The 21788-nt window shown below is 70.7% G+C and carries 20 protein-coding genes; 11 read left to right on the forward strand and 9 right to left on the reverse strand.

Going from position 1 to position 21788, the window contains the following annotated elements; all coding sequences use genetic code 11:
• Positions 1–30 precede the first annotated feature (30 nt).
• Positions 31–1026 (forward strand): LacI family DNA-binding transcriptional regulator, encoded by a 996-nt coding sequence (locus OIE67_RS38215; protein WP_106248070.1) that lies wholly within the window; start codon positions 31–33, stop codon positions 1024–1026.
• A gap of 63 nt (positions 1027–1089) precedes the next feature.
• Positions 1090–1443, forward strand: a complete 354-nt coding sequence (locus tag OIE67_RS38220; protein WP_326645598.1) for a phosphotransferase family protein — start codon at positions 1090–1092, stop codon at positions 1441–1443.
• Positions 1444–1446: 3 nt separating this feature from the next.
• On the opposite strand, the gene OIE67_RS38225 is transcribed toward OIE67_RS38220, so the two are convergent.
• On the reverse strand, positions 1447–1977 hold the full coding sequence (locus OIE67_RS38225) for a carboxymuconolactone decarboxylase family protein (protein WP_326629661.1): 531 nt from the start codon (positions 1975–1977) through the stop codon (positions 1447–1449).
• Between the two features lie 101 nt (positions 1978–2078).
• Here OIE67_RS38225 and OIE67_RS38230 point away from each other — a divergent pair, with 101 nt between their 5' ends.
• Positions 2079–3578: a nitrilase-related carbon-nitrogen hydrolase gene (locus OIE67_RS38230; protein ID WP_326629663.1), complete on the forward strand. Its 1500-nt coding sequence runs from the start codon at positions 2079–2081 to the stop codon at positions 3576–3578.
• A 96-nt stretch (positions 3579–3674) separates the two neighbouring features.
• Here the strand turns inward: OIE67_RS38230 and OIE67_RS38235 are convergent, their stop codons facing one another.
• From OIE67_RS38235 to OIE67_RS38255, 5 genes are all read right to left on the reverse strand, one after another.
• Positions 3675–5183 carry a glycoside hydrolase family 13 protein gene (locus OIE67_RS38235; protein WP_326629665.1) on the reverse strand — a complete coding sequence of 503 codons (1509 nt, stop codon included), beginning with the start codon at positions 5181–5183 and terminating at the stop codon, positions 3675–3677.
• 4 nt (positions 5184–5187) lie between these two features.
• A complete protein-coding gene (locus tag OIE67_RS38240) occupies positions 5188–6120 on the reverse strand; it encodes a carbohydrate ABC transporter permease (RefSeq protein WP_326629667.1) in 933 nt (310 codons plus the stop codon).
• Positions 6117–6983 (reverse strand): carbohydrate ABC transporter permease, encoded by an 867-nt coding sequence (locus OIE67_RS38245; RefSeq protein ID WP_106248062.1) that lies wholly within the window; start codon positions 6981–6983, stop codon positions 6117–6119. Before OIE67_RS38245 ends, OIE67_RS38240 begins: the two co-directional genes overlap by 4 nt.
• Before the next feature lie 5 nt (positions 6984–6988).
• Positions 6989–8344 carry an ABC transporter substrate-binding protein gene (locus OIE67_RS38250; RefSeq protein WP_326629669.1) on the reverse strand — a complete coding sequence of 452 codons (1356 nt, stop codon included), beginning with the start codon at positions 8342–8344 and terminating at the stop codon, positions 6989–6991.
• A gap of 151 nt (positions 8345–8495) precedes the next feature.
• Positions 8496–9485, reverse strand: a complete 990-nt coding sequence (locus OIE67_RS38255; RefSeq protein ID WP_106248059.1) for a LacI family DNA-binding transcriptional regulator — start codon at positions 9483–9485, stop codon at positions 8496–8498.
• A gap of 238 nt (positions 9486–9723) precedes the next feature.
• Between OIE67_RS38255 and OIE67_RS38260 the strand changes: the two genes are divergently transcribed.
• On the forward strand, positions 9724–12999 hold the full coding sequence (locus tag OIE67_RS38260; protein WP_326629672.1) for a discoidin domain-containing protein: 3276 nt from the start codon (positions 9724–9726) through the stop codon (positions 12997–12999).
• Between the two features lie 2 nt (positions 13000–13001).
• On the opposite strand, the gene OIE67_RS38265 is transcribed toward OIE67_RS38260, so the two are convergent.
• On the reverse strand, positions 13002–13880 hold the full coding sequence (locus tag OIE67_RS38265; RefSeq protein ID WP_106252389.1) for a sugar kinase: 879 nt from the start codon (positions 13878–13880) through the stop codon (positions 13002–13004).
• 241 nt (positions 13881–14121) lie between these two features.
• Between OIE67_RS38265 and OIE67_RS38270 the strand changes: the two genes are divergently transcribed.
• The 5 genes from OIE67_RS38270 to OIE67_RS38290 all read left to right on the forward strand — a co-directional run bounded on the left by OIE67_RS38270 (position 14122) and on the right by OIE67_RS38290 (position 17364).
• Complete coding sequence (locus OIE67_RS38270) at positions 14122–14814, forward strand: hypothetical protein (RefSeq protein ID WP_326629677.1); 693 nt, start codon at positions 14122–14124, stop codon at positions 14812–14814.
• 145 nt (positions 14815–14959) lie between these two features.
• On the forward strand, positions 14960–15664 hold the full coding sequence (locus OIE67_RS38275; protein WP_326629679.1) for a DUF4344 domain-containing metallopeptidase: 705 nt from the start codon (positions 14960–14962) through the stop codon (positions 15662–15664).
• 17 nt (positions 15665–15681) lie between these two features.
• On the forward strand, positions 15682–16386 hold the full coding sequence (locus OIE67_RS38280; protein WP_326629681.1) for a maleylpyruvate isomerase family mycothiol-dependent enzyme: 705 nt from the start codon (positions 15682–15684) through the stop codon (positions 16384–16386).
• 13 nt (positions 16387–16399) lie between these two features.
• Positions 16400–16648, forward strand: a complete 249-nt coding sequence (locus OIE67_RS38285; RefSeq protein WP_326629682.1) for a DUF6343 family protein — start codon at positions 16400–16402, stop codon at positions 16646–16648.
• Between the two features lie 35 nt (positions 16649–16683).
• On the forward strand, positions 16684–17364 hold the full coding sequence (locus tag OIE67_RS38290) for a TetR/AcrR family transcriptional regulator (RefSeq protein ID WP_326629685.1): 681 nt from the start codon (positions 16684–16686) through the stop codon (positions 17362–17364).
• 45 nt (positions 17365–17409) lie between these two features.
• Here OIE67_RS38290 and OIE67_RS38295 read toward each other — a convergent pair whose 3' ends face one another.
• Both OIE67_RS38295 and OIE67_RS38300 read right to left on the reverse strand, forming a co-directional pair.
• Positions 17410–17655 carry a type B 50S ribosomal protein L31 gene (locus OIE67_RS38295; RefSeq protein WP_326629687.1) on the reverse strand — a complete coding sequence of 82 codons (246 nt, stop codon included), beginning with the start codon at positions 17653–17655 and terminating at the stop codon, positions 17410–17412.
• 28 nt (positions 17656–17683) lie between these two features.
• Positions 17684–18448, reverse strand: coding sequence for an SDR family NAD(P)-dependent oxidoreductase (locus OIE67_RS38300; RefSeq protein ID WP_326629690.1), 765 nt, complete (start codon positions 18446–18448; stop codon positions 17684–17686).
• Between the two features lie 163 nt (positions 18449–18611).
• Between OIE67_RS38300 and OIE67_RS38305 the strand changes: the two genes are divergently transcribed.
• On the forward strand, positions 18612–19760 hold the full coding sequence (locus tag OIE67_RS38305) for an MFS transporter (protein WP_106252426.1): 1149 nt from the start codon (positions 18612–18614) through the stop codon (positions 19758–19760).
• 128 nt (positions 19761–19888) lie between these two features.
• Positions 19889–21715, forward strand: coding sequence for a DNA helicase RecQ (gene recQ, locus OIE67_RS38310; protein ID WP_326629693.1), 1827 nt, complete (start codon positions 19889–19891; stop codon positions 21713–21715).
• Positions 21716–21788: the final 73 nt, after the last annotated feature.

The following is a 21788-nucleotide window of genomic DNA, read 5'->3' on the forward strand; positions in this document are numbered from 1 at the left end:
TTTTTCCGTGCTCTCCCTTCTGAAGCAGTCATGAGACGCCCGACCCTGGAGGCGGTCGCCGCCCGGGCGGGTGTCTCGCGCGCCACCGCCTCCCGGGTGGTCAACGGGCAGACGACGGTGGCCCCCCACATCCGCGACGCGGTGCAGCGCGCGATCGACGAGCTGGGTTACGTGCCCAACTCGGCGGCGCGCAGCCTGGTCACCCAGCGCACCGACTCGGTCGCCCTGGTCGTCAGCGAGCCGGGCACCCGCGTCTTCTCCGAGGACCCGCTGTTCTCCACCGCCATCAGGTCCGCCTCGATGGAGCTGGAGGCGATCAACAAGCAGGTCGTGCTGATGCTGGCGTCCTCACCCAAGAGCCACGCCAGGGTGGAGCGTTACATCTCCGGCGGTCACGTCGACGGCGTGATGCTGCTGTCCATGCACGGCGCCGACCCGCTGCCGTCCGCGCTGTCCCGGCTACGCGTCCCCGTCGTCTCGTACGGGCGGCCCGCCGTCCCCGTCGACATCCCCTTCGTCGACAACGACAACGTGGGCGGGGCCGAGGCCGGGGTGCGGCACCTGGTGGAGGCCGGGCGGCGCAGGATCGCCACGATCGCCGGGCCGCAGGACATGATCGCCGGCCAGGACCGGCTGACCGGCTACCGCAACATCCTGCGCGACTCCGACCGCCGCTCGATCGTGGCCGTCGGCGACTTCACCCGCGAATCCGGGGCGGTGGCGATGCGCCAGCTCCTCGGCGACGACCCCGGGCTCGACGCCGTCTTCGTGGCCAACGACCTGATGGCCGTCGGGGCGCTGCAGTCGCTGCGGCAGGCGGGGCGGCGGGTGCCCGACGACGTGGCCGTGGTGGGCTTCGACGACATCGAGGCGGCCAAGTACACCGAGCCGCCGCTGACGACGCTGCGGCATCCGGTCACGGAGCAGGCGGCGGCCATGGTGCGGCTGCTGCTCAACCTGTTCGAGGGCGGGCCGACCGATCCGATCATCCTGCCCACGGAGCTCGTGGTCAGAGAGTCCGCCTGAGCAAGCCCTCCCGCTCCCGTCACGGGTCCGCCCCAGGGCCCGCCGACGGGCCCGCCACGGGGTCTGCCGACGGGCCCGCCGGTTTGTCCGTCACCGGGCCCGCCGCCGTCTCGGCCGCCGTCGCTCTGGCCGCGGAGCACGGCGTGCGGGATCGAGCCCGAGGCCCTGGACCGGCTCCGCACCGCCCACGCCGCCCTGGTGGAACGCCTCGGCACCGAGCAGACGGGGCGGGCGGCGCAGGTCGTGCACGGGGACGCGCATCCGGGCAACCTGCTGGCCACGCCCGCCGGGCCGCTCTGGAACGACTTCGAGGAGTGCATGTCCGCGCCCGTGGGATGGGACCTGGCCTGCCTGTCGCGGACGACGCGGCTCGACGGGCGGGCGGTCGTGCGGGCGTACGGGGCCGCTCGGGACTGAGGGTCAGACGCGGAAGACCCGGAGCTGGAGCGCCAGCGTCGTGTAGTAGCCGACCAGCGTGGTCAGCTCGAACAGCTCCCGCTCCCCCAGCGCCGCGTACTCCCCGTCGTCCAGGTCCCCCTTCGTCACCAGGGCACGGGCCACCGCCAGCACCGCCGCTTCCCCCGGGTCGGGCAGGGTCAGCGACGAGCCGTCGCGCAATGCCCGCAACTGCTCCTCGGTGAAGCCCAGGCGGCGGGCGATGGGCTCGTGGGCCGCCTGCTCGAACGCGCTGTCCTGGTGCCCGGCCACCACCAGGATCGCCAGTTCGCGCGCCCGGCCGGTGAGCGTGGAGCGGTAGCGGAGCGCCGCCCCGAGCTCCTGCAGCGGGTCGCCCACGGGCGGGCTGAGCAGCATCGCGTTGAACGGCCCGGTGAGGCCGCCTTCCCCGTCGACCATGAACCCGCCGCGCGGACCAGAGGTGATCTTGTCGTAGAGCGTCCTCGTCTCGGCGTCCAGGTCGTGCGGGAGTGCTCTGCGCAGCCGTGCCGTCACCTTGGTTCCCTCTCCTCGGGGCGTTCGTCGCCTGGAGGATACGACGGACGGGGACGGCATCGACGTTGACACCGTAAACAATCGACGTTTACGGTGTATACATGAATCGGGGGAAATACGCGGCGGCGTACACGTTGGTGGCGCTCGCCGCCTCGGCCGGGCTGTTCTTCCTCGGCACCGGCTTCGCGCCGATCCCGGCCCTGACGTGGGTCGCGCCCCTGCCGATCTTCTGGCTGGCACCCCGGGTGAGCGGGCGGGCGGCCTATGGGGTCGCCTTTCTGGCCTATCTGCTGGGGCAGGCCGGGCAGGTCGAGTTCTTTCTCCGGACGCCGTCGGTGCCGCTGCCGATCGGCCTGCTCATCGTGGTGGGCAGTTCACTGCTGTTCGGCCTGGTGGTGCTGCTCTTCCGTGCGCTCGTGCGGCGCGGGCGTCCGACGGCGGCGGCGTTCGCCGGGCCGGCGCTCTGGGTGGCCGTCCTGCACCTGGTCACGCTGGTCAACCCGTCGGGGATCATCTGGCCGCTGGCCGTCAACCAGGCCGAGGTGCCGCTCGTCACCCAGATCGCCTCCGTGACGGGGGCCTGGGGAGTGGAGTTCCTGGTGCTGTTCGTGCCGTGCGCGGTGGCGGCGCTGCTGTCGCCGGGGGCGCACGCGCGGGCCCGGCTGCGCGGCGGGCTGGCGGCCGTGCTGGTCTGCGGGCTCGTGCTGGGGTTCGGGGCGTGGCGGCTGGCCGGTGCGGACGGAGACGGATCGCGGCGGGTGGCGGTGCTGGCGGCGACCAGGTACCAGTGGGCGCCGGACGCGGCGAGCGCGGGCGGGCGTGACCTGGTGCGCTCGTACGCGGAACGGATCGCGGCCCTGCCCGGCGGCGTGCGTACGGTGGTGCTGCCCGAGGGGGCGTTCGGCACCGACGAGACCAGCCTGCCCACCGTGGTCGGGCCGCTCGCTGAGGCGGGGCGGGCACGCGGCGCCGACGTGGTGGTGGGAGTCGTGCACCAGGCGCCCGGGCTCAAGTACAACTACTCGGTGCTGCTTCCCGCCGACGGGACGAAGCCCGTGTACTACGCGAAGTGGCACTTCGCGCCCGGAGCTCCGTTCCGGCGCGGCACGGAGCTCGCGTTCTCCGGCGACGGCCTGGTCGGCCTGGCGAACTGCATGGACCTCAACTTCCCCGATCCCGGCCGCAGCTACGGGCTGGCGGGGGCGCGGCTGCTGGCGGTGCCCGCGGCCGACGAGTTCGGCAACGGCTGGCAGCACAGCCGGATGGGGCTACTGCGTGGGGTGGAGAGCGGGTTCTCGCTGGCCTGGGCGGCGCAGCAGGGCACGCCGATGATCTCCGACCCGTGGGGGCGGGTGCTCGGCTCGGCGGACACGGAGGGGACGCGCGAGCCGTTCGTCACGGCCGTCGCCGACGTGCCCGCCGGGCCGTCAGGTCCCACGGTGTACGCGCGCTTCGGCGACTGGTTCGGCTGGGTGTGCGTGGCCCTGACGCTGGCGGCGCTGCTCACCACCCGCCGCGGCCGCCGGCCGGCCCGTACAGGCGAACCCCGTCGTGCGGAGCCCAGGGACGGCGTGGCTGTCCCCGGGCGAGGCCGAGCCTGAACGGGCCCGTCGGCGCAAGGTCCTGAGCGGCTCCCGGGCGACGGCAGCCCCGCCTGTCGGCCCCGGGCGGCGGCAGGTCCGCCCGGGGCCGACAGGTCAGGTCAGCCAGGCGGTGGTGTCCGAGGGCAGCAGGCCGTCCTCGATCGGGCCGCTGGCCAGCACGACCGTGCCCGCGGGCAGCGGGATCGGGTCCTGGCCCAGGTTCGTGACGCAGGTGAGGCCCGAGTCGCGGGTGAAGGCCAGCACCTCCTCCCCGAGCGGCAGCCAGGCCAGCGTCCCGTCCCCGAGCAGTCTCCTGCGCAGCTCCAGCCCCTTGCGGTAGAGGTTGAGCATCGAGCCGAGGTCCGTCCGCTGCGCCTCGGCCGTCAGCTTGCGCCAGCTCTCCGGCTGCGGCAGCCAGGGCGTCCCGTCGCCGAACCCGAACGGGGGCTCCTCGCCCGACCACGGCAGCGGGACGCGGCAGCCGTCGCGGCCCGGGTTGGCGCCGCCCGAGCGGGCGTACATCGGGTCCTGGCGCAGCTCGTCCGGCAGGTCCTCGACCTCCGGCAGGCCCAGCTCCTCGCCCTGGTAGACGTAGAGCGAGCCGGGCAGGGCCATGGCCAGCAGCGCCGCGGCGCGGGCCCGGCGGTGGCCGAGCTCGGGGTCCGACGGGGTGCCGTGCAGGGCTCCGCCGTGCGCGAACGAGGTGTCGGCGCGGCCGTACCGGGTGACCGGCCTGGTCACGTCGTGGTTGGACAGCACCCACGTCGGCGGTGCGCCGATCGGGGTGTGCGTGGCCAGCGTGAGATCGATCGACCGGCGCAGGTCGGCCGGGTCCCAGGCGCAGGACAGGAAGTCGAAGTTGAAGGCCGTGTGCAGCTCGTCGGGGCGGAGGTAGAGCGCGAAACGCTCCTGATCGGGGAGCCATACCTCCCCGATCAGGACGCGCTCGCCATACTCGTCGGCCACCTCGCGCCACCGGCGGTAGACGTCGTGGACCGCGTCGAGGTCCTCGTACGCGGTGTCGGACTTGATCAGCAGCGCCGCCGAGTCGATCCGGAAGCCGTCCGCCCCACGGTCGAACCAGAACCGCAGCACGTCCTCGAACTCCCGGTGCACCTCGGGGTTCGTCCAGTTCAGGTCGGGCTGCTCGGGGGCGAACAGGTGCAGGTACCACTGGCCGTCGGGGACCTGTGTCCACGCCGGGCCGCCGAAGATCGACTGCCAGTCGTTGAGCGGCTCGTCGGCGAACCAGAAGCGGTCGCGGGCGGCCGGATTCGCCAGGGCCTCCTTGAACCAGGCGCTCTCGGTGGAGCTGTGGTTCGGGACCACGTCGATGATGACCTTGACGTCGAGGTCGTGCGCCTCCTGGATGAAGCGCTCGGCCTCGCCGAGCGTGCCGAAGACCGGCTCGATGCCCCGGTAGTCGGCCACGTCGTAGCCGCCGTCGGCCATCGGCGACGGATACCACGGGTTGAGCCAGATGGCGTCGATCCCGAGATCCTTCAGGTACGGCAGGCGGGCGCGCAGGCCGGCGAGGTCGCCCACGCCGTCGCCGTTCCCGTCGGCGAAGCTACGCAGGTAGACCTGGTAGATCGCGGCCCCCCGCCACCACGTTTGCGACATGCGCTCATCCCTTGATGCTTCCGGCGGTCAGGCCCGCCATGATGTGTCGTTGGAAGATGAAGAAAACAATGATCATGGGGATGCTGGTGATCAGCAGACCGCCCATGACCTGGTTCTGGGTGACGGCGCCGGCCGTCTGCGACAGGCCCACGCTGATCGTCATCCTGTCGCTGTCGGTCATGACCAGCAGCGGCCAGACGAAGTCCTTGAACGAGGTGACGATCGTGAAGATCGAGACCACGCCCAGGATCGGCCTGGAGATCGGCAGGACCACCGAGCGCAGGATGCGCACCGGCCCCGCCCCGTCGATCTGCGCGGCCTCGATCAGCTCCCTGGGGATCGAGTCGAAGAAGCGCTTGAGCAGGAAGATGTTGAACCCGTTGGCCGCCGCGGGCAGCCACAGCGCCCACGGGTTGTTCAGCAGGCCCAGGTCGACGACCGTGACGTACAGCGGGATCAGCACCACCATGGCCGGGATCATCAGCGTCGCCAGCATCATGCCGAGGATGACGTTGCCGAACATCGGCCGCAGCTTCGACAGCGCGTACGCCGCCGAGACGTCCACGGCCATGCAGACGACCCAGCCGCCGAGCGAGTAGTACGCGGTGTTCGCCAGCAGCGTGCCGATGTCGAACAGGTCCCACGCCTCGAAGAAGGCGTCCGTGCTCGGCTCGGCCGGCACGAGCGTCGGCGGCATCTGCGCCAGCTCCTCCGGCGTCTTCAGCGCGCCGGTCACCATCCAGTACAGCGGGAAGACGAAGGCGAGCGTGAACGTCACCAGCACCGCGGCGAGCACGAGCCAGTAGATCCGCCGGCCCCACCTGCTGTTGAGCTGGTGCGGTGAGACGATCGTGCGGAACTGCACCTCGATCGGCTTCGGCGACCTCTTCCTGCCCCGCTTGCGCCCGGTGGCCGCCCGGGCTCCGACGGAGATCACGCCTTGTCCTCCCTGGTCAGCCGGAGCTGGAAGGCCGCGAAGACGAGCAGCACGATCATCAGCATCATGCCGAGCGCCCCGGCCGAGCCGTAGTCCTGCAGCGTGAACGCGTTCTGGAACATCAGGTACGCGACCGTGACCGTCGCGTTCTCCGGCCCGCCGCCGGTGAGCATGTACGGCTCGATGAACACCTGCATGGTCGCCACGATCTGCAACATGAGCATGAGCAGCAGGATCAGCCGGGTCTGCGGGATCGTGACGTGCCTGATCCGCTTCCAGATGCCGGCGCCGTCCAGCTCGGCCGCCTCGTACAGCTCGGGCGGGATGTTCTGCAGCGCGGCCAGGTAGATCAGCGTCGCGCTGCCCATGTTCATCCAGGTCGAGACGATGACCAGAGAGATCAGGGCGGTCGACGAGCTGTCCAGCCAGGCCAGCGGCGGCAGGCCGAGGACGTCGAGCACCTGGTTGAACAGCCCGGGCCCCGGGTCGTAGAACCACCTGAACAGCAGCACCGCCACGATCGGCGGCAGCATGACCGGCAGGTAGACCACGAACCGCAGGTAGGCCCGGGCGTGGCGCAGCTCGTTGAGCACGAGCGCGACGACGAACGGCACGGCATAGCCGCACAGCAGGGCGAGGAGCGTGAACTCCAGGGTGTTCAGCCAGGCTTCGCCGAAGGCCGGGTCCAGGAAGGCCGTCTTGAAGTTGTCCAGGCCTGCCCAGATCGGCTCGTTGATCAGGTCGGTCTTCTGGAAGCTCAGGATGAACTCCCTGACCATCGGATACCAGGCGAACACCGTGAAGCAGGCCAGCGCCGCGCACAGGAACCCGTAGGCCGTCAGGTTGCGCCTCAAGATCTGCATACGGGTCAGCCCTTGGCCGCCAGCACCGAGTTGGCCTTGGTCTCGGCGTCCGCGAGCAACTGGTCGATGTTCGCTTCCTTACGGCTCAGGACACCCGACATCGGCACGTCGAGGATGGCGTACAGCTCCTGGGCGTGCACCGGCTCGGCCTTCGGCGGGATCGTGCCGGCCGCCTGGACGTAGGAGTCGTAGTTCTCGACCGGCAGCGAGGCGTTCTTGACGCGGTCGGCCTGGATGGCCTGACCGGTCGGCGAGTCGCCGAAGACGGCGTTGTCCGGGACGCCCACGGGGTTGCCGATGCTCTTGCCGCGGGCGAAGTCGAAGCGGCCCTTGCCGACGGTGTTGAAGCGGAAGTCGATCCACTCCAGCGCGGCCTTGGCCTCCTCCGGCGTCGCCTTCGGGTTGATCATGAACGCTTCGCCGCCGCTGAGCGACGCCTTGGCCTCGGGGAAGCCGGTGATGCCGTAGTCGGCCACGTTGCCCTTGAACTTGTTCACCACGTCGGTGACCACGTCGGGCGCGCCGAGCATCATGCCGACCTTGCCGCCGCCCATGGCGACCATGAGGGACTCCCAGCCGACCAGGAGTTTGGTGCCCATGCTGTTGTCCGTCCAGCGCATGTCGTGCAGGGTCTGCAGCACGGCCTTGCCTTCGGGCGAGTTGAACGCGGCCTTCTTGTCGTCGGGGGTCAGGATGCTGCCGCCGCGGCCGTAGATGGCCTGGGTGAAGTGCCAGCCGCCGGTGTTGCCGCCGGAGTACTCGCCGAAGCCGACGTGCCCGGCGCCGAGCCCGGCGATCTTCTTGGCCGCCTCGCGGACCTCGGCCCAGGTCTTCGGCGGGGTGTTGGGGTCGAGCCCGGCCTTGGTGAACAGGGCGCGGTTGTAGACCAGGCCGACGCTGTAGTGCACATTGGGGACGCCGTAGACCTTGCCGTCCTTGGTGAGCAGTTCCTTGTGGTCGGCGCGCAGGTCGTTCCAGTTCTTGACGGCGCTCGTGTACGGCGTGATGTCCAGCGCCTGGCCCTTGGCGATCACGTCGTTGTAGTTGGTCACGGGCACCACGAAGGCCGTCTCCATCTGGCCGCCCGCCAGCTTGGGCCCGAACGTCTTGGGATCGAAGCACGGCTGCTGGTCCGTGCTCTTGACCGTCACGCCGGGGTGGTCCTTCATGAACGTCGCCACGTCGTCGTCCCAGGCCTGCCGTTCCTTCGGCGCGGACTTCGCCGGCTGGCAGGCCACCGTGATCGAGACGGCCTTGGCGCCGCCACTGGCCGCGGGGGCGGCGGGCTCGCCCGAGCCGCAAGCCGCCGTGGTCGCCAGCGCCAGCACGGTTACTAGCGAGAGTCCGGTGGATCTCTGCATGGTCTGACCCTTCTGATGCGAGGTGCCCACACCATAGGTTCAGCGACCGAAGTGTGCAATATTTCGACTTCATATTGCAAGATAACGACTGCGTCACGCCGCACGCGGCTGAGGCCCGCCCCCCGAGTGAAGGCGGGCCTTGGAGCAGGGGTCAGACGCCGGCGCGGGCGGTGGAGGCGCGGACGACCAGCTCGGGCTCGAACAGGAGCTCGTCGGCGGGCACCACCGCCTTGTCGATCTGGGCGACCAGGAGGTCGACCGCCGCGCGGCCCATGGCGTCGATGGGCTGGCGGACGGTGGTCAGCGGCGGCTCGGTGCAGTTCATCAGGGCCGAGTCGTCGAAGCCGATGACCGAGATGTCCGCGGGAACGGCGAGGCCGGCCCGGCGGGCGGCGCGCACGGTGCCCAGCGCGAGCAGGTCGCTGGCGCAGATCACGCCGGTGACCCCGCGCCTGACCAGCCGGGCGGCGGCCGCGTGCCCGCCCTCCAGCGAGAACATCGTGTGCTCGACCAGCTCCGCGTCCCCGCCCTGGGCCTGGAACGTCTCCAGCTTGCGCCGCGAGGGCATGTGGTCCTTGGGCCCGAGCACCATGCCGATCCGCTCGTGGCCGAGCGCCCGCAGGTGGGCGATGGCCATTTCGGCGGCCACCACGTCGTCACAGGACACCTGGGGGAAGTCGAGGTGCTGGACGGCGGCGTTGACCAGGACCGTGGGCAGCTTGCGCTCGTGCAGCAGTTCGTAGTGCCCGTGCGCGGCGTCGGCCTGGGCGTACAGGCCGCCGGCGAAGACCACGCCACTGACCTGCTGCTGGAGCAGGAGGTCCACGTAGTCGGCCTCGGAGACGCCGCCGACCGTGCGGGTGCACAGCACGGAGGTGAAGCCCTGCTGGGCCAGGGCGCCGCCGACGACTTCCGCGAAGGCGGGGAAGATCGGGTTCTGCAGCTCGGGGAGCACCAGGCCGACCAGCCGGGCACGGTCGCCGCGCAGCTGGGTGGGGCGTTCGTAGCCGAGCACGTCGAGCGCGGTCAGCACGGCCTCGCGGGTCGCGTCGGACACCCCGGGCTTGCCGTTGAGCACGCGGCTCACGGTCGCCTCGCTCACCCCGACCTTCTTGGCCACCTCTGCGAGTCGTCGTGTCATGCGCAAACTATACGGCTATCAGCGCAAGCGCTTGCAACCGCTTACGTAGATCGGACGCCGTCGTTTGCGCCGTGCCCACGGCGGGCTTCCTGCCGTTCCCGGCTTCCTGACCAGCACTTCCGGACAGCCGAGCACGACGCGAGTCAGTCGAATGTTTGCGCAATCTCATCGAAATATTGCGGCTATCTGCCCGACATCTTATGGTTCGGCCATCCGCCTGACCCGAAGGGCCACCCCCATGAGAGCACTGCTTGCCGCCCTTGCGTTACTCGCCGGAGTCCTCATCACCCCACCACCCGCCGCTCATGCGGCGGCCGACACCAACCTGGCCGCCGGCAAGAACGCCACCGCCAGCAGCGTCCACGACGTCTACCGCGCCGCCCACGTCACCGACGCCGACCAGGCCACCTACTGGGAATCCACCGGCAACGCCTTCCCCCAATGGGTCCAGATCGACCTCGGCGCCACCCACACCATCAACCGCGTGGTCCTCAAACTGCCCACCGGCTGGCCCACCCGCACCCAGACCCTGACCGTCCAAGGCAGCACCAACGGCACCACCTTCACCACCCTGCTCCCCTCCGCCACCCACACCTTCAACCCGGCCGCCACCCTCACCCTGGCCAGCCCCGCCACCACCCGCCACGTCCGCATCACCATCACCGCCAACACCGGCTGGCCCGCCGCCCAGCTGTCCGAAGCCGAACTCTGGGGCCCCGCCCCCGACACCCCCGACGACACCACCAACCTCGCCCTCGGCAAGACCCTCACCGCCTCCTCCCACACCCACACCTACGTCGCCGCCAACGCCAACGACGACAACGCCCAGACCTACTGGGAAAGCGCCGCCTACCCCGCCACCCTGACCGCCCCCCTCGGCGCCGACGCCACCCTCACCGCCATCACCCTCAAACTCAACCCCGACCCCGCCTGGGCCCGCCGCACCCAGACCCTCCAGGTCCTCGGCCGCACCCAGAACGCCACCACCTACACCACCCTCGTCCCCAGCACGACCTACACCTTCGACCCCGCCACCGGCAACACCGTCACCATCCCGCTCACCGCCACCGCAGCCGACGTCCGCCTGCAGTTCACCGCCAACACCGGCGCGCCCGGCGGCCAGGTCGCCGAGTTCCAGATCTCCGGCACCCCGGCCCCCAACCCCGATCTGACCGTGTCGGGCCTGACCTCCTCGCCGGCCTCACCGATCGAGACCGACGCGGTGACGCTGTCGGCCACGGTGCGCAACGCCGGCAGCGCCGCCTCCGCCGCCACCTCGGTGGCCTTCTACGCCGGGGACAACAAGGTCGGCACCGCCGGCGTGGGCGCGCTGGCCGCCGGGGCCACCGCGACCGTCTCGGCGAACATCGGGGCCAGGGACGCGGGCACGTACCGGCTCGAAGCCAGGGTGGACGAGCAGAACGCCGTCCCCGAGCAGAACGAGGGCAACAACACCACGACGGGGACGCTGACCGTGCGGCCGGTCGACACGGCCGACCTGATCGCCTCCCCCGTCTCCTGGACGCCGGGCAACCCGGCCGCGGGCAACACGGTGACGTTCTCCGTCGCGATCAGGAACCAGGGCACGGTGGCCTCCGCCGGCGGCTCCCACGGCATCACGCTCACCGTGCTCAACGACGCGGGGACCGCCGTCAGGACGCTGACCGGGGCCGCCAGTGGCGCCATCGCGGCCGGAGCCACCACCGCGCCGGTCTCCCTGGGCACGTGGACGGCGGCGAACGGCAAGTACACGGTGCGCACCGTGCTCGCCGACGACGCCAACGAGCTGCCGGTCAAGCGGGCCAACAACACCAGCACGCTGCCGCTGTTCATCGGGCGGGGCGCGAACATGCCGTACGACACGTACGAGGCCGAGGACGCCGCCGTCGGCGGTGGCGCGACCCGCGTCGGCCCCAGCAGGGACGTCGGCACGATCGCCGGCGAGGCGTCCGGGCGACGCGCGGTGACGCTCGGCCAGACCGGCGCCTACGTCGAGTTCACCACCAGGGCGCCGACGAACAGCCTGGTCACCCGCTTCTCGATCCCCGACGCCCCGGGCGGCGGCGGCATCGACTCCACCCTGAACGTCTACGTCGACGGCGGTTTCCTCAAGGCCGTCAGCCTCACCTCCCGCTACGCCTGGCTGTACGGGGCCGAGTCGAGCCCGAACAACAACCCCGGCTCAGGGCCACCGAGACACATCTACGACGAGGCGAACCTGCTGCTCGGCACCACCGTCCCGGCGGGCAGCAGGATCAGGCTGCAGAAGGACGCGGCCAACACCTCCACCTACGCCATCGACTTCGTGGACTTCGAGCAGGTCACCCAGGCCGGCAACCCGGACCCGGCGAAGTACGCCGTACCAGCAGGATTCGGGCACCAGGACGTGCAGAACGCCCTCGACAAGGCCCGGATGGACGCGAGCCTGACCGGCGTCTACCTGCCCGCCGGCGACTACCAGACGACCGGCAAGTTCCAGGTCTACGGAAAGGCGATCAAGGTGGTCGGAGCCGGCCCCTGGTTCACCAGGTTCCGCGCCCCCTCGGGGCAGCAGAACACCGACATCGGCTTCCGCGCGGACGCCACCGCCAACGGCTCGACGTTCGCGGGCTTCGCCTACTTCGGCAACTACGTCGAGCGCATCGACGGCCCCGGCAAGGTGTTCGACCTGACGAACGTGGCGAACCTGACGATCGAGAACGTCTGGATCGAGCACCAGGTCTGCATGTTGTGGGGGACGAACACCGACAACCTGACGATCAGGAACGCGCGGATCAGGAACGTGTTCGCCGACGGCCTGAACCTGACCAACGGCAGCACCGGCAACCGCGTCACCGACGTCGAGACCCGCTCCACGGGCGACGACAGCTTCGCGCTGTTCTCGGCCACCGACCACAACTCGGGCGAGCAGACCGGCAACGTCTTCGAGAACCTGACCTCGCTGCTCACCTGGCGGGCGGCGGGCCTGGCCGTGTACGGCGGCTACGACAACACGTTCAGAAACATCTACATCGCCGACACGCTGGTGTACTCGGGCGTCACGATCAGCTCGCTGGACTTCGGCTACCCGATGCACGGCTTCGGCGCGAGCCCGCCCACGACGTTCGAGAACATCTCGCTCGTCCGGGCGGGCGGGCACTTCTGGGGACAGCAGACGTTCCCGGCGCTGTGGGTGTTCTCCTCCTCGAAGGTGTTCCAGGGCATCCGGGTCAGCGATCTGGACATCGTGGACCCGACGTACAGCGGGATCATGTTCCAGACCGGCTACCAGAACCCGTCGACCCCGCTGAACCCGATCAGGGACACGGTCTTCACGAACGTGTCGATCAGCGGGGCGCGCAAGAGCGGTGACGCGTTCGACGCCAAGTCCGGCTTCGGCATCTGGGTGAACGAGCTGCCCGAGCCGGGTCAGGGCCCGGCGATCGGGTCGGCCACGATCGACGGCCTGCGGCTCGCGAACAACCACACCGACATCAGGAACACGACGTCGACGTTCACGCTCAACGTGAACTAGCCCTACCCGTAGAGATCGGCCCTGGTGGGCAACCCCTGCCAGTCGCTCGCGCTGGTCACCGCGGCGGCGCTCAGCAGCGCCCCGCGGTGCAGGCGTTCCTGGGGGGTGAGGCCGTCGAGCGCCGCGCTGATGTAGCCGGCCGCGAACGCCTCGCCCGCCCCCGACGTGTCCACGATGGGGACCTGCCAGCCCTGCACGTCGTACCGCATCCGGTCGGCCCGGACGCTCGCGCCCTTGCCGCCCCGGTCGACCACGACCTCGCGCTCGGGGGTGAGGGCGGGCTTGACCAGGTCGAGCTCGTCCTGGCGGAGGAAGAGCAGGTGCGAGGCGCAGGCCAGCTCGCTGAGCACCTCCTCGGCCTCGCGGACGGAGGGCCACAGCTCGGGGACGTACTCGACGGAGAAGGAGATCACCACCTCGGCGTTCCTGGCCGCGCTCACAGCGGCGCGCACGGCCTCCAGCGCGTTCCTGCCCAGGCCCGCCGTGAGTCCGGTCACATGCAGCATCTTGGCGGCGGCGATCCGGTCGATCGGCACGTTCCCAGGGGTGAGCAGCGAGCCGGCCGAGCCCGCGCGGTAGTGGATCATCCTGGGATCGCGCCCCACGCGCGTCTCCCTGAGGACCAGGCCCGTGCGCGTGCCCTCGGCCACGCGCACGTCGCCGACGTCCACGCCTTCGCCTCTGAGCGCGGTGAGGGCTCTGGCGCCCAGCTCGTCGGCGCCCAGTTTGCCCAGGTACGCGGACCGGTGGCCGAGCCTGGCCAGGGCGATGGCCAGCGTGAACTCAGGCCCGCAGACGTCCAGTCTGGCCTCGCTCTCGTGCCGGACCCGTCCGCTGGAGACGACCCCCAGCGCCTCCCCCAGGGTGTAGACGTCAGTCATGCGCCAGACTGTAGTAGGTCGGGCAGTCTCAAAAGGGATTTTTTGGACATCGTCCCAGGTTAAACCTGTGATCAAATATTTTCTGCAACTTTAGCGAACCTTTTCCCCAACCGATGACTCAAAGTAGTAGAGAGACCCGGCCCCCCGAGCCGGGTCTGAAGTTGTCAATACGGGGAGAGGAATCAGCACCCTCATGCAGAAGATCGCAGTAGGTATCCTTTCCGCCCTTGTGGGCGGATCCATGCTCGTCACTGGCGCGGGCGCCGCTTCCGCCGCCACCACCAAGCACGACACGCGTCTCGTCATCCGGGACATCAGCCCCAACCCCGTCGTCGTCAAGGGCGACGCGGAGACGACCGCGTACTTCGACGTCGGCGCGAGCCGGGACGTCAAGAAGGTCGAGTTCAGCGTGGCCCCCGCCGAGGGCTTCCACACGATGCGCAGCAAGAGCCTCAAGGAGCTTGAGGGCTGGCGCTACGCCATCGGCTTCAACAAGAACGACGCGGCCGGCAAGTGGAAGGCCACCGCCGTGGCCTTCGACGGCGAGGGCAAGAAGCTCGCCGAGGACTCGGCGTTCTTCGCGGTCGAGATCGCCAAGGGCAGGGCCGAGACGCGGATCTCCCGCTTCAGCGCCGGCCCCTCCAAGGTCCGTAAGGGCCGGTCGATCTACTTCTCCGGCAGCCTGCTGGAGCGGGAAGGCCGCTTCCGCTGGGACGGCGTCCGCGGCGAGCGCGTGAGCATCTACTACCGCGCCAACGGCTCCAGCGCCTGGAAGTGGGTCGCCAGCGACTGGACCTCGCGTAGTGGCAAGTTCTTCGCCAAGACGCGCGCCTACAAGAGCGGCACGTTCCGCGCCGTCTACAACGGCGACCGTGAGCTCGAGGGCGCCAAGAGCAGCACCGACTACGTGCGGGTCTACTCCTGGCGTCGCTAGTCTCCACAATGCTGAGGCCCGGTCCCTTCGGGGGCCGGGCCTCCGGCATTCCCGGGGTTCTTTACCTTTCCCAAGGTTTATCGATCACTTAATCGCCGCATGGTGAGTCCCATTGCATTGATCGATCCCCCGAAGGAGCCCCCGTATGCCGCACCCGGTGATCGCCCTCGTCCTGAGCGTGACGAGCACGCTGGTGACGGCCCCCGCCCCCGAACTGTCCGTACGCTACGAGCAGCCCGGCTCCAAGAGCGCCGAGGAGGCCAGGCGGCTGCTGAAGGACAGCGGCGTGCTGAAGACGCGGCTCCGGCTGCCAGAGCGCGTCGAGGTCGTCGCCCAGGACTGCGACACGCCCGCCGCCCGCTGGAACCACGACAAGCGCCGGATCACGCTGTGCTACTCGCTGGTCGACAAGGTACGCGACACGATCAAGGGCATCTCCGAGACCGAGGAGACCGGCGACCACGCCGAGGAGCACCGCATGGACGGCGCCCTGTCCGTGCTCTTCCACCACCAGCTCGGCCACGCCCTGACCACGCTCAACGGCCTGCCCGACAGCGACGCGCAGGCCGATCAGTTCGCCGCGCTCGCGCTGGCCGCCGACGCCCCCAAGCGCGTGGTGGCCGCCGCCGAGGCCCGCCACCTGCTGGCCGGGCACGCCGGCATAGATCATCTGTCGGGCATGGAGGAGTCCGCCGCGTTCGCCTGCCTGCTCTATGGCACCGACCCCGCCAAGTACGGCCCGATCGCCAAGGGCGGCTGGGTCCCGCCCGAGCGCGCGCCCTCCTGCTCCGGCGAGTACGCCAAGGTCAAGTCGGCCATCGGCGACAAGGTCGTGAAAGTCGGCAGCTGACGGGTAGCGTCCCGGGTATGCCCGACGACCTGCTCAAAGACCTCAACCCGTTCGACATCTTCGACGCCGAGGCGGCCCGGCTCGACCGGCACTTCTCGGGGCTCGACGAGGCCGGATGGCTGCGCCCGTCCCGCTGCGACGGCTGGACGGTCCGTGACGTGCTGGCGCACCTGGCCGGCGAGGAGCTGTACAACCAGGCCTGTCTGCACGGCTCCGTCCAGGAGCTGATGAGCCGCCTGTCCGACGAGGGGATCGGCGGCTACAACGACTTCAACGAGTGGTGCGTGCGGCAGCGCGCGGACCTGCCCGTCGAGGAGGTCCTGGAGGAGTGGCGGACGCAGAACGGCGCCACCCGCGAGCAGATGCGCGCCCTCGGCCCCGACGCCCTGCTCGACACGATGGCGGGGCCGTACCCGATGGGCCGGCAGGCCTTCCACTACGACTCCGAGTACGCCACCCACGCCGACGACGTCGGCGCGCCCGTCTCCGCTCAGGAGGCCGCGGGCCGGCTGGCCTGGCGGGTGGCGGTGGGCCGGTTCGTGCTCGCCGAACAGGACGCCAAAGTACGGGTGGAGCAGTCGGCCGACCAGGTCGTGGCGGCCGTGGACGGGATCACGGCGACGCTGTCGTACCCGGAGTTCGTCGAGGCCACCGTGGGCCGCCTGCCCGCCTCCCAGGGCCTCGACCCGCGCGTCGCCTCCGCGCTGAGGTGCCTGGCCTGAGAGGAGCACGACCATGTGGCTGCGTAACCGCGCGGGCACCGAACCGGTCACCGCGCGCAGCCCGCTCGGCGCCCGCCGGATCCTGTCCCTGGTCGCGCTCGTGCTCGGCGTCGCGGCGGCGGTCTTCTTCGCCGCCCTCGCGATGAGCACCGGCGCGGAGGTCTGGGTCTGGGAGGCCGTCATCTCCGCCGTGGTGGCCGTCGTCGCCGCGATCGACCTGGCCGTGCTGCGGCGCCGCCGCTCCCGTCGTACGGGCGGATGACGTCACGGGGGTGAACGAACCCGGATAATGAGGGGATGTCAACACCGCGACAGCGCTACCGGGAGCAGGTCAGAAGCGAGATCAAGCAGGCCGCGCTCGCTCAGATCGGCGTCGGCGGGGCGGCGGCGCTGAGCCTCAACGCGGTGGCCAAGCAGCTCGGCATGACGGGGCCCGCGCTCTACAAGTACTTCGACGGCCGCGACAGCCTGCTCACCGATCTGATCCTCGACGGCTACGCGGACCTGGCGGCCGCCGTACGCGCCGCGATCCAAGACGGCGGGCCGCGCGAGCGCCTGCACGGGCTGGCGCGGGCCTTCCTGACCTGGGTCACGGCCCACCCGCACGTCTTCCAGCTGCTCGCGGGCACGCCGTCGCCCGGCTACCAGGCGCCGCCGGAGAGCGTCGACCGGGCCAGGGAGGTGCTGGGGCCGTTCCTGCCGGTGTTCGGGCAGGGGCGGTGCGGGCCGGCCGTCGCACCGCTGCGGGAGGAGATGCTGGGCTGGGTGGAGCAGAGTCCCGCCGTGGCCGAGTGGGTGCGGGCGTACGCGCCCGATGGCGATCCGGCCACGGCGCTGACCGGGACCATCATGGTGTGGGCCCGGCTGCAGGGGATCTTGAGCCTGGAGGTTCAGGGGCAGTTCGCGGGGATGGGGCATCGGGCGGCCACGCTGCTGGCGGCGGAGATGGACGCGCTGGCCGACACCATGGGGATATGAGCGTGCCCTCGTGCCTGTCCTGAGGGGCAGGCACGAGGCCGGCGCTCAGGCCTTGCCGTATCTCTGGTTGAACCGCTCGACCCGTCCGGCGGTGTCGAGGATGCGGCCACGGCCCGTGTAGAAGGGGTGGCTGGCGGACGACACGTCCACGTCGATGACCGGATACGTCCTGCCGTCCTCCCACTCGATGCTCCTGTCGCTGGTCAGGGTCGAGCGGGTGAGGAAGGCGAAGCCGACGCTCGGGTCACGGAAGACGACCGGGCGGTAGGCGGGGTGCAGGTTCTTTCTCATGGCCGCTTCAACCATATGACAACGGTTTTCATTCCCTGGCTTCCGGATCGAGTCCGAGTACGGTGCGGCCGCCGTCCACGGGGATGGTCGCGCCGTTGACGAACGCGGCGTCGTCGGAGAGCAGATGGGCCACGACGGAGGCCACCTCGGCCGGTGCGGCGACCCGGCCGAGCGGGTGCAGCCTGGCCAGGTCGGCCTGGACCCGCGCCGCCTCCTCGGGGGTCAGGCCGGCCAGGAAGTCCTCGTACCGCTCCGTCGCCACCGATCCGGGGGCCACGGCGTTCACCCGGATGCCGCGCCTGCCGTACTCGACCGCCAGCGCCCTGGTCAGCCCCTCCGTGGCGGCCTTGGCCGTGGAGTAGGGCAGGCTGCCCGGCACCGCCCTGGTGGCCTGGTGCGAGGTGACGTTGACGATGGCGCCGGGGGTGCCGGCGGCCATGAAGTGGCGTACGGCGGTCGCGCAGCCCACCACCGCCAGGTCCAGATTGGCCGCGATCAGCGCCCTGACCTCGGCGATCGGCGACGAGTGCACGGACAGGTCCCGGAACACGGCCGCGTTGTTGACCCAGCCCGCCAGCCTGCCCGACTCCTGCGCCAGATCGGCCGCCCAGGCCGCCACCTCCTCGTCGGCCGCGTCGCCGATCACTTGGAGGACCCTGGGGCCGGCCCAGGACAGGGCCTCCTTGTCGCGTTCGACGGCCACCACCGTGTGCCCGTCGCGTTCGAGCAGCCGCTCCACCACGGCCCTGCCGATCCCGCGCCCGCCGCCTGTGACCACGTAGGAAATGCTCATGCTTCCGACGCTATGCGCACAGAGAGCCCCGAAGGCGCGACCGTCCCAAGCGGCCGTATCTGGACGCCAGCTTTGGACGAAGTGACACGAATCACCGAGTCGCCGCCGTACGAAGGGGAACCAACCAGATGTGATCGCCCCCGCCCCGAACACGTCCGCACGGATGATCGGCGCTCTCGCGATCACCCAGACCGCCGGCTACGGCGTCCTCTACTACGCGTACTCGGTGCTCATCCCGCCCATGTCGCGCGACCTCGGCGCCGGGGTCGCCCAGCTCACCGGCGCGCTCACGTTCGCGGTGCTGGTCTCCGCCGTGGCGGCGCCGCTCGTCGGGCGCCTGCTCGACCGGCGCGGCGGGCGCGGGCTGATGACGCTCGGCTCGGTGCTGGGCGCGCTGGCCGTGCTCGCCTGGTCGCAGGTCCGTACGGTGACGCAGCTCTACCTCGCGTGCGGCCTGCTCGGCGTGGCGTCGTCGATGGTGCTGTACGAGGCGGCGTTCGCGGTGATCGTGGCCTGGTTCGACGCAGAGCGGCGGGCGCGGGCGCTGCTCGCGGTGACGGTGGTGGCCGGGTTCGCCTCCAGCATCTTCCTGCCGCTGACCGGGTTCCTCGTGGAGCTGTACGGGTGGCGGCAGGCCCTGGTCGTCCTCGCCGCCGGGTACGCGCTGACCGCCGTGCCCCTGCACGGGCTGGCGTTGCGCGGCCGGCCGGCGCCCCCGCACGCCGCGCGGCGGGAGATCGTCGCGGCGGCCCTGCGCGAGCGGCCGTTCTGGCTGCTGGCGGCGGCCTTCCTGACGCAGACGGGTGCGCTGGGGGTCATGGGGGTGCTGCTGGTGACGTACCTCATCACGCTGGGGCATCCGCCCGTGTTCGCGGCCGGCGTGGCCGGGCTGCTCGGCGTGCTGTCCGTGACCGGGCGGCTGGTGACGACCGGCCTCCAGACGCGCTGGCCGGTGGCGACGATCACCGCCGCCATGTTCGCGCTCCAGGGCCTGGCGGCGGTGCTGCTGCCGCTGACCGGGCGCGGCGTGGCGGGGGCGGTCGTGTCGGTGGTGCTGTTCGGGCTGGGGTTCGGGGTGTCCACGATCGCCCGTCCCGCACTGCTGGCGGACCGGTACGGGACGACCGCGTACGGCTCGCTGAGCGGCGCCCTGGCGCTGCCGATCACCGTCGCCAAGGCGGTGGCGCCGCTGCTGGCGGCCGGCCTGGCGCAGGTCGCGGGGTATCCGGCGGTGATGGGAGCAGTGGCGGCGGCCTGCGCTTTCGGCGCCCTGTGCCTGATCCTGTACGCCAGAACGACAACGCGCGCATGAGCCGCCCCTGAACGACTTCGGGTCGCGTGGGAGACGTACTCCAGCCTAGGATCGAATCCCTTGCGCGGCCGATCCGCCGTCGGCGGAAAACGACGAGCCGACCGCCCGCGAACACGTAAGGTAGCCGCATGGATACCCCCACCGACGTCCTGCACCGCGTCTTCGGCTACGACTCGTTCCGTGAGGGCCAGCAGGAGATCATCGATCATGTCGTGGGCGGCGGTGACGCGCTCGTCCTGATGCCCACCGGCGGCGGCAAATCGCTCTGCTACCAGATCCCCGCCCTGGTGCGGCGGGGCGTCGGGGTGGTCATCTCGCCGCTGATCGCGCTCATGCAGGACCAGGTCGACGCGCTGCGGGCGCTCGGCGTGCGGGCGGGGTTCCTCAACTCGACCCAGAGCATCGACGAGCGGCAGCTCGTGGAGTCGGAGTTCCTGGCCGGCGAGCTCGACCTGCTCTACCTCGCCCCCGAGCGGCTGCGCGTCGACTCCACGCTGCGGCTGCTCGGCAAGGGCGACATCTCGGTGTTCGCCATCGACGAGGCGCACTGCGTCGCGCAGTGGGGGCACGACTTCCGTCCCGACTACCTGGAGCTGTCCAGGCTCCACGAGCTGTGGCCCGACGTCCCGCGCATCGCCCTGACCGCGACCGCCACCCCCGCGACGCACGCCGAGATCTCCTCCAGGCTCGGCCTCGACCAGGCCCGTCACTTCGTGGCCAGCTTCGACCGGCCCAACATCCACTATCGGATCGCGCCGAAGAACGAGCCGAAGCGCCAGCTGCTGGAGTTCCTCCGCACGGAGCATCCCGGCGATTCGGGCATCGTCTACTGCCTGTCGCGCTCCTCGGTCGACAAGCTGGCCGAGTTCCTGGTCGACAACGGCATCGCGGCGGTGCCGTACCACGCGGGGCTCGACGCCGGCACCCGTGCCCTGCACCAGTCCCGCTTCCTGCGCGAGGACGGGCTGATCGTGGTCGCCACGATCGCGTTCGGCATGGGCATCGACAAGCCGGACGTGCGCTTCGTGGCCCACCTCGACCTGCCCAAGTCGCTGGAGGGCTACTACCAGGAGACCGGGCGCGCGGGTCGCGACGGCCTGCCCGCCACGGCGTGGATGGCGTACGGGCTCAACGACGTCGTGCAGCACCGGCGGATGGCGATGGAGGGCGACGAGGCGCACCGCCGGCGCCAGGTGCTCCACCTCGACGCGATGCTGGCGCTGTGCGAGACCGTCACCTGCCGCCGCATCATGCTGCTCGACTACTTCGGGCAGAAGGGCTCGCAGCCGTGCGGCAACTGCGACACCTGCCAGACCCCGCCCGCCTCCTGGGACGGCACGGTCCCGGCGCAGAAGGTGCTCTCCACGGTGCTGCGGCTGGCGCGGGAGCGGCGGCAGAAGTTCGGGGTCGGGCAGGTGGTGGACATCCTGCTCGGCAAGAAGACCGCCAAGGTGCTGCAGCACGGCCACGAGACGCTCAAGGTCTTCGGCGTCGGCGACGACCTGGGCAACGCCGAATGGCACGGGGTGGTCCGGCAACTCCTGGCCCAGGGGTTGCTCGCGGTGGAGTCCGACTACGGGGCGTTGGTCCTGACCGACGAGAGCGCCGCCGTGCTACGCGGCCAGCGCGAGGTGATGCTACGCCGCGAAACCGCCCGCCCGGCCCGCGCCAAGGTGGCCTCCTCCGGCGGCAAGTCCGCCCAGGCCGCCGCCGAACTCCCCGCCGCGGCGGCCCCCGTCTTCGAACGTCTGCGCTCCTGGCGCGGAGCCACCGCCAAGGAGCAGGGGGTGCCCGCCTACGTCATCTTCCACGACGCGACCCTCCGCGAAATCGCCACCCGCATGCCCACCACACTGGCCGAGCTGGGCCAGGTGAACGGCGTCGGCGAAAACAAACTGGCCAAATACGGAGACCAGGTCCTGGAGGTCCTCCAAGGCGACGATCCGGAGGAATGACCGCCGATCTGAGCCCCCGGCCAAGCCGACTGCCCCCAGGTAAGCCCCAGGCGCCCCAGGCGGAGTTCCGGCT

Origin of the sequence: Nonomuraea fuscirosea, from assembly GCF_035917475.1 — a bacterium.
Taxonomy (GTDB): Bacteria; Actinomycetota; Actinomycetes; order Streptosporangiales; family Streptosporangiaceae; genus Nonomuraea; species Nonomuraea fuscirosea.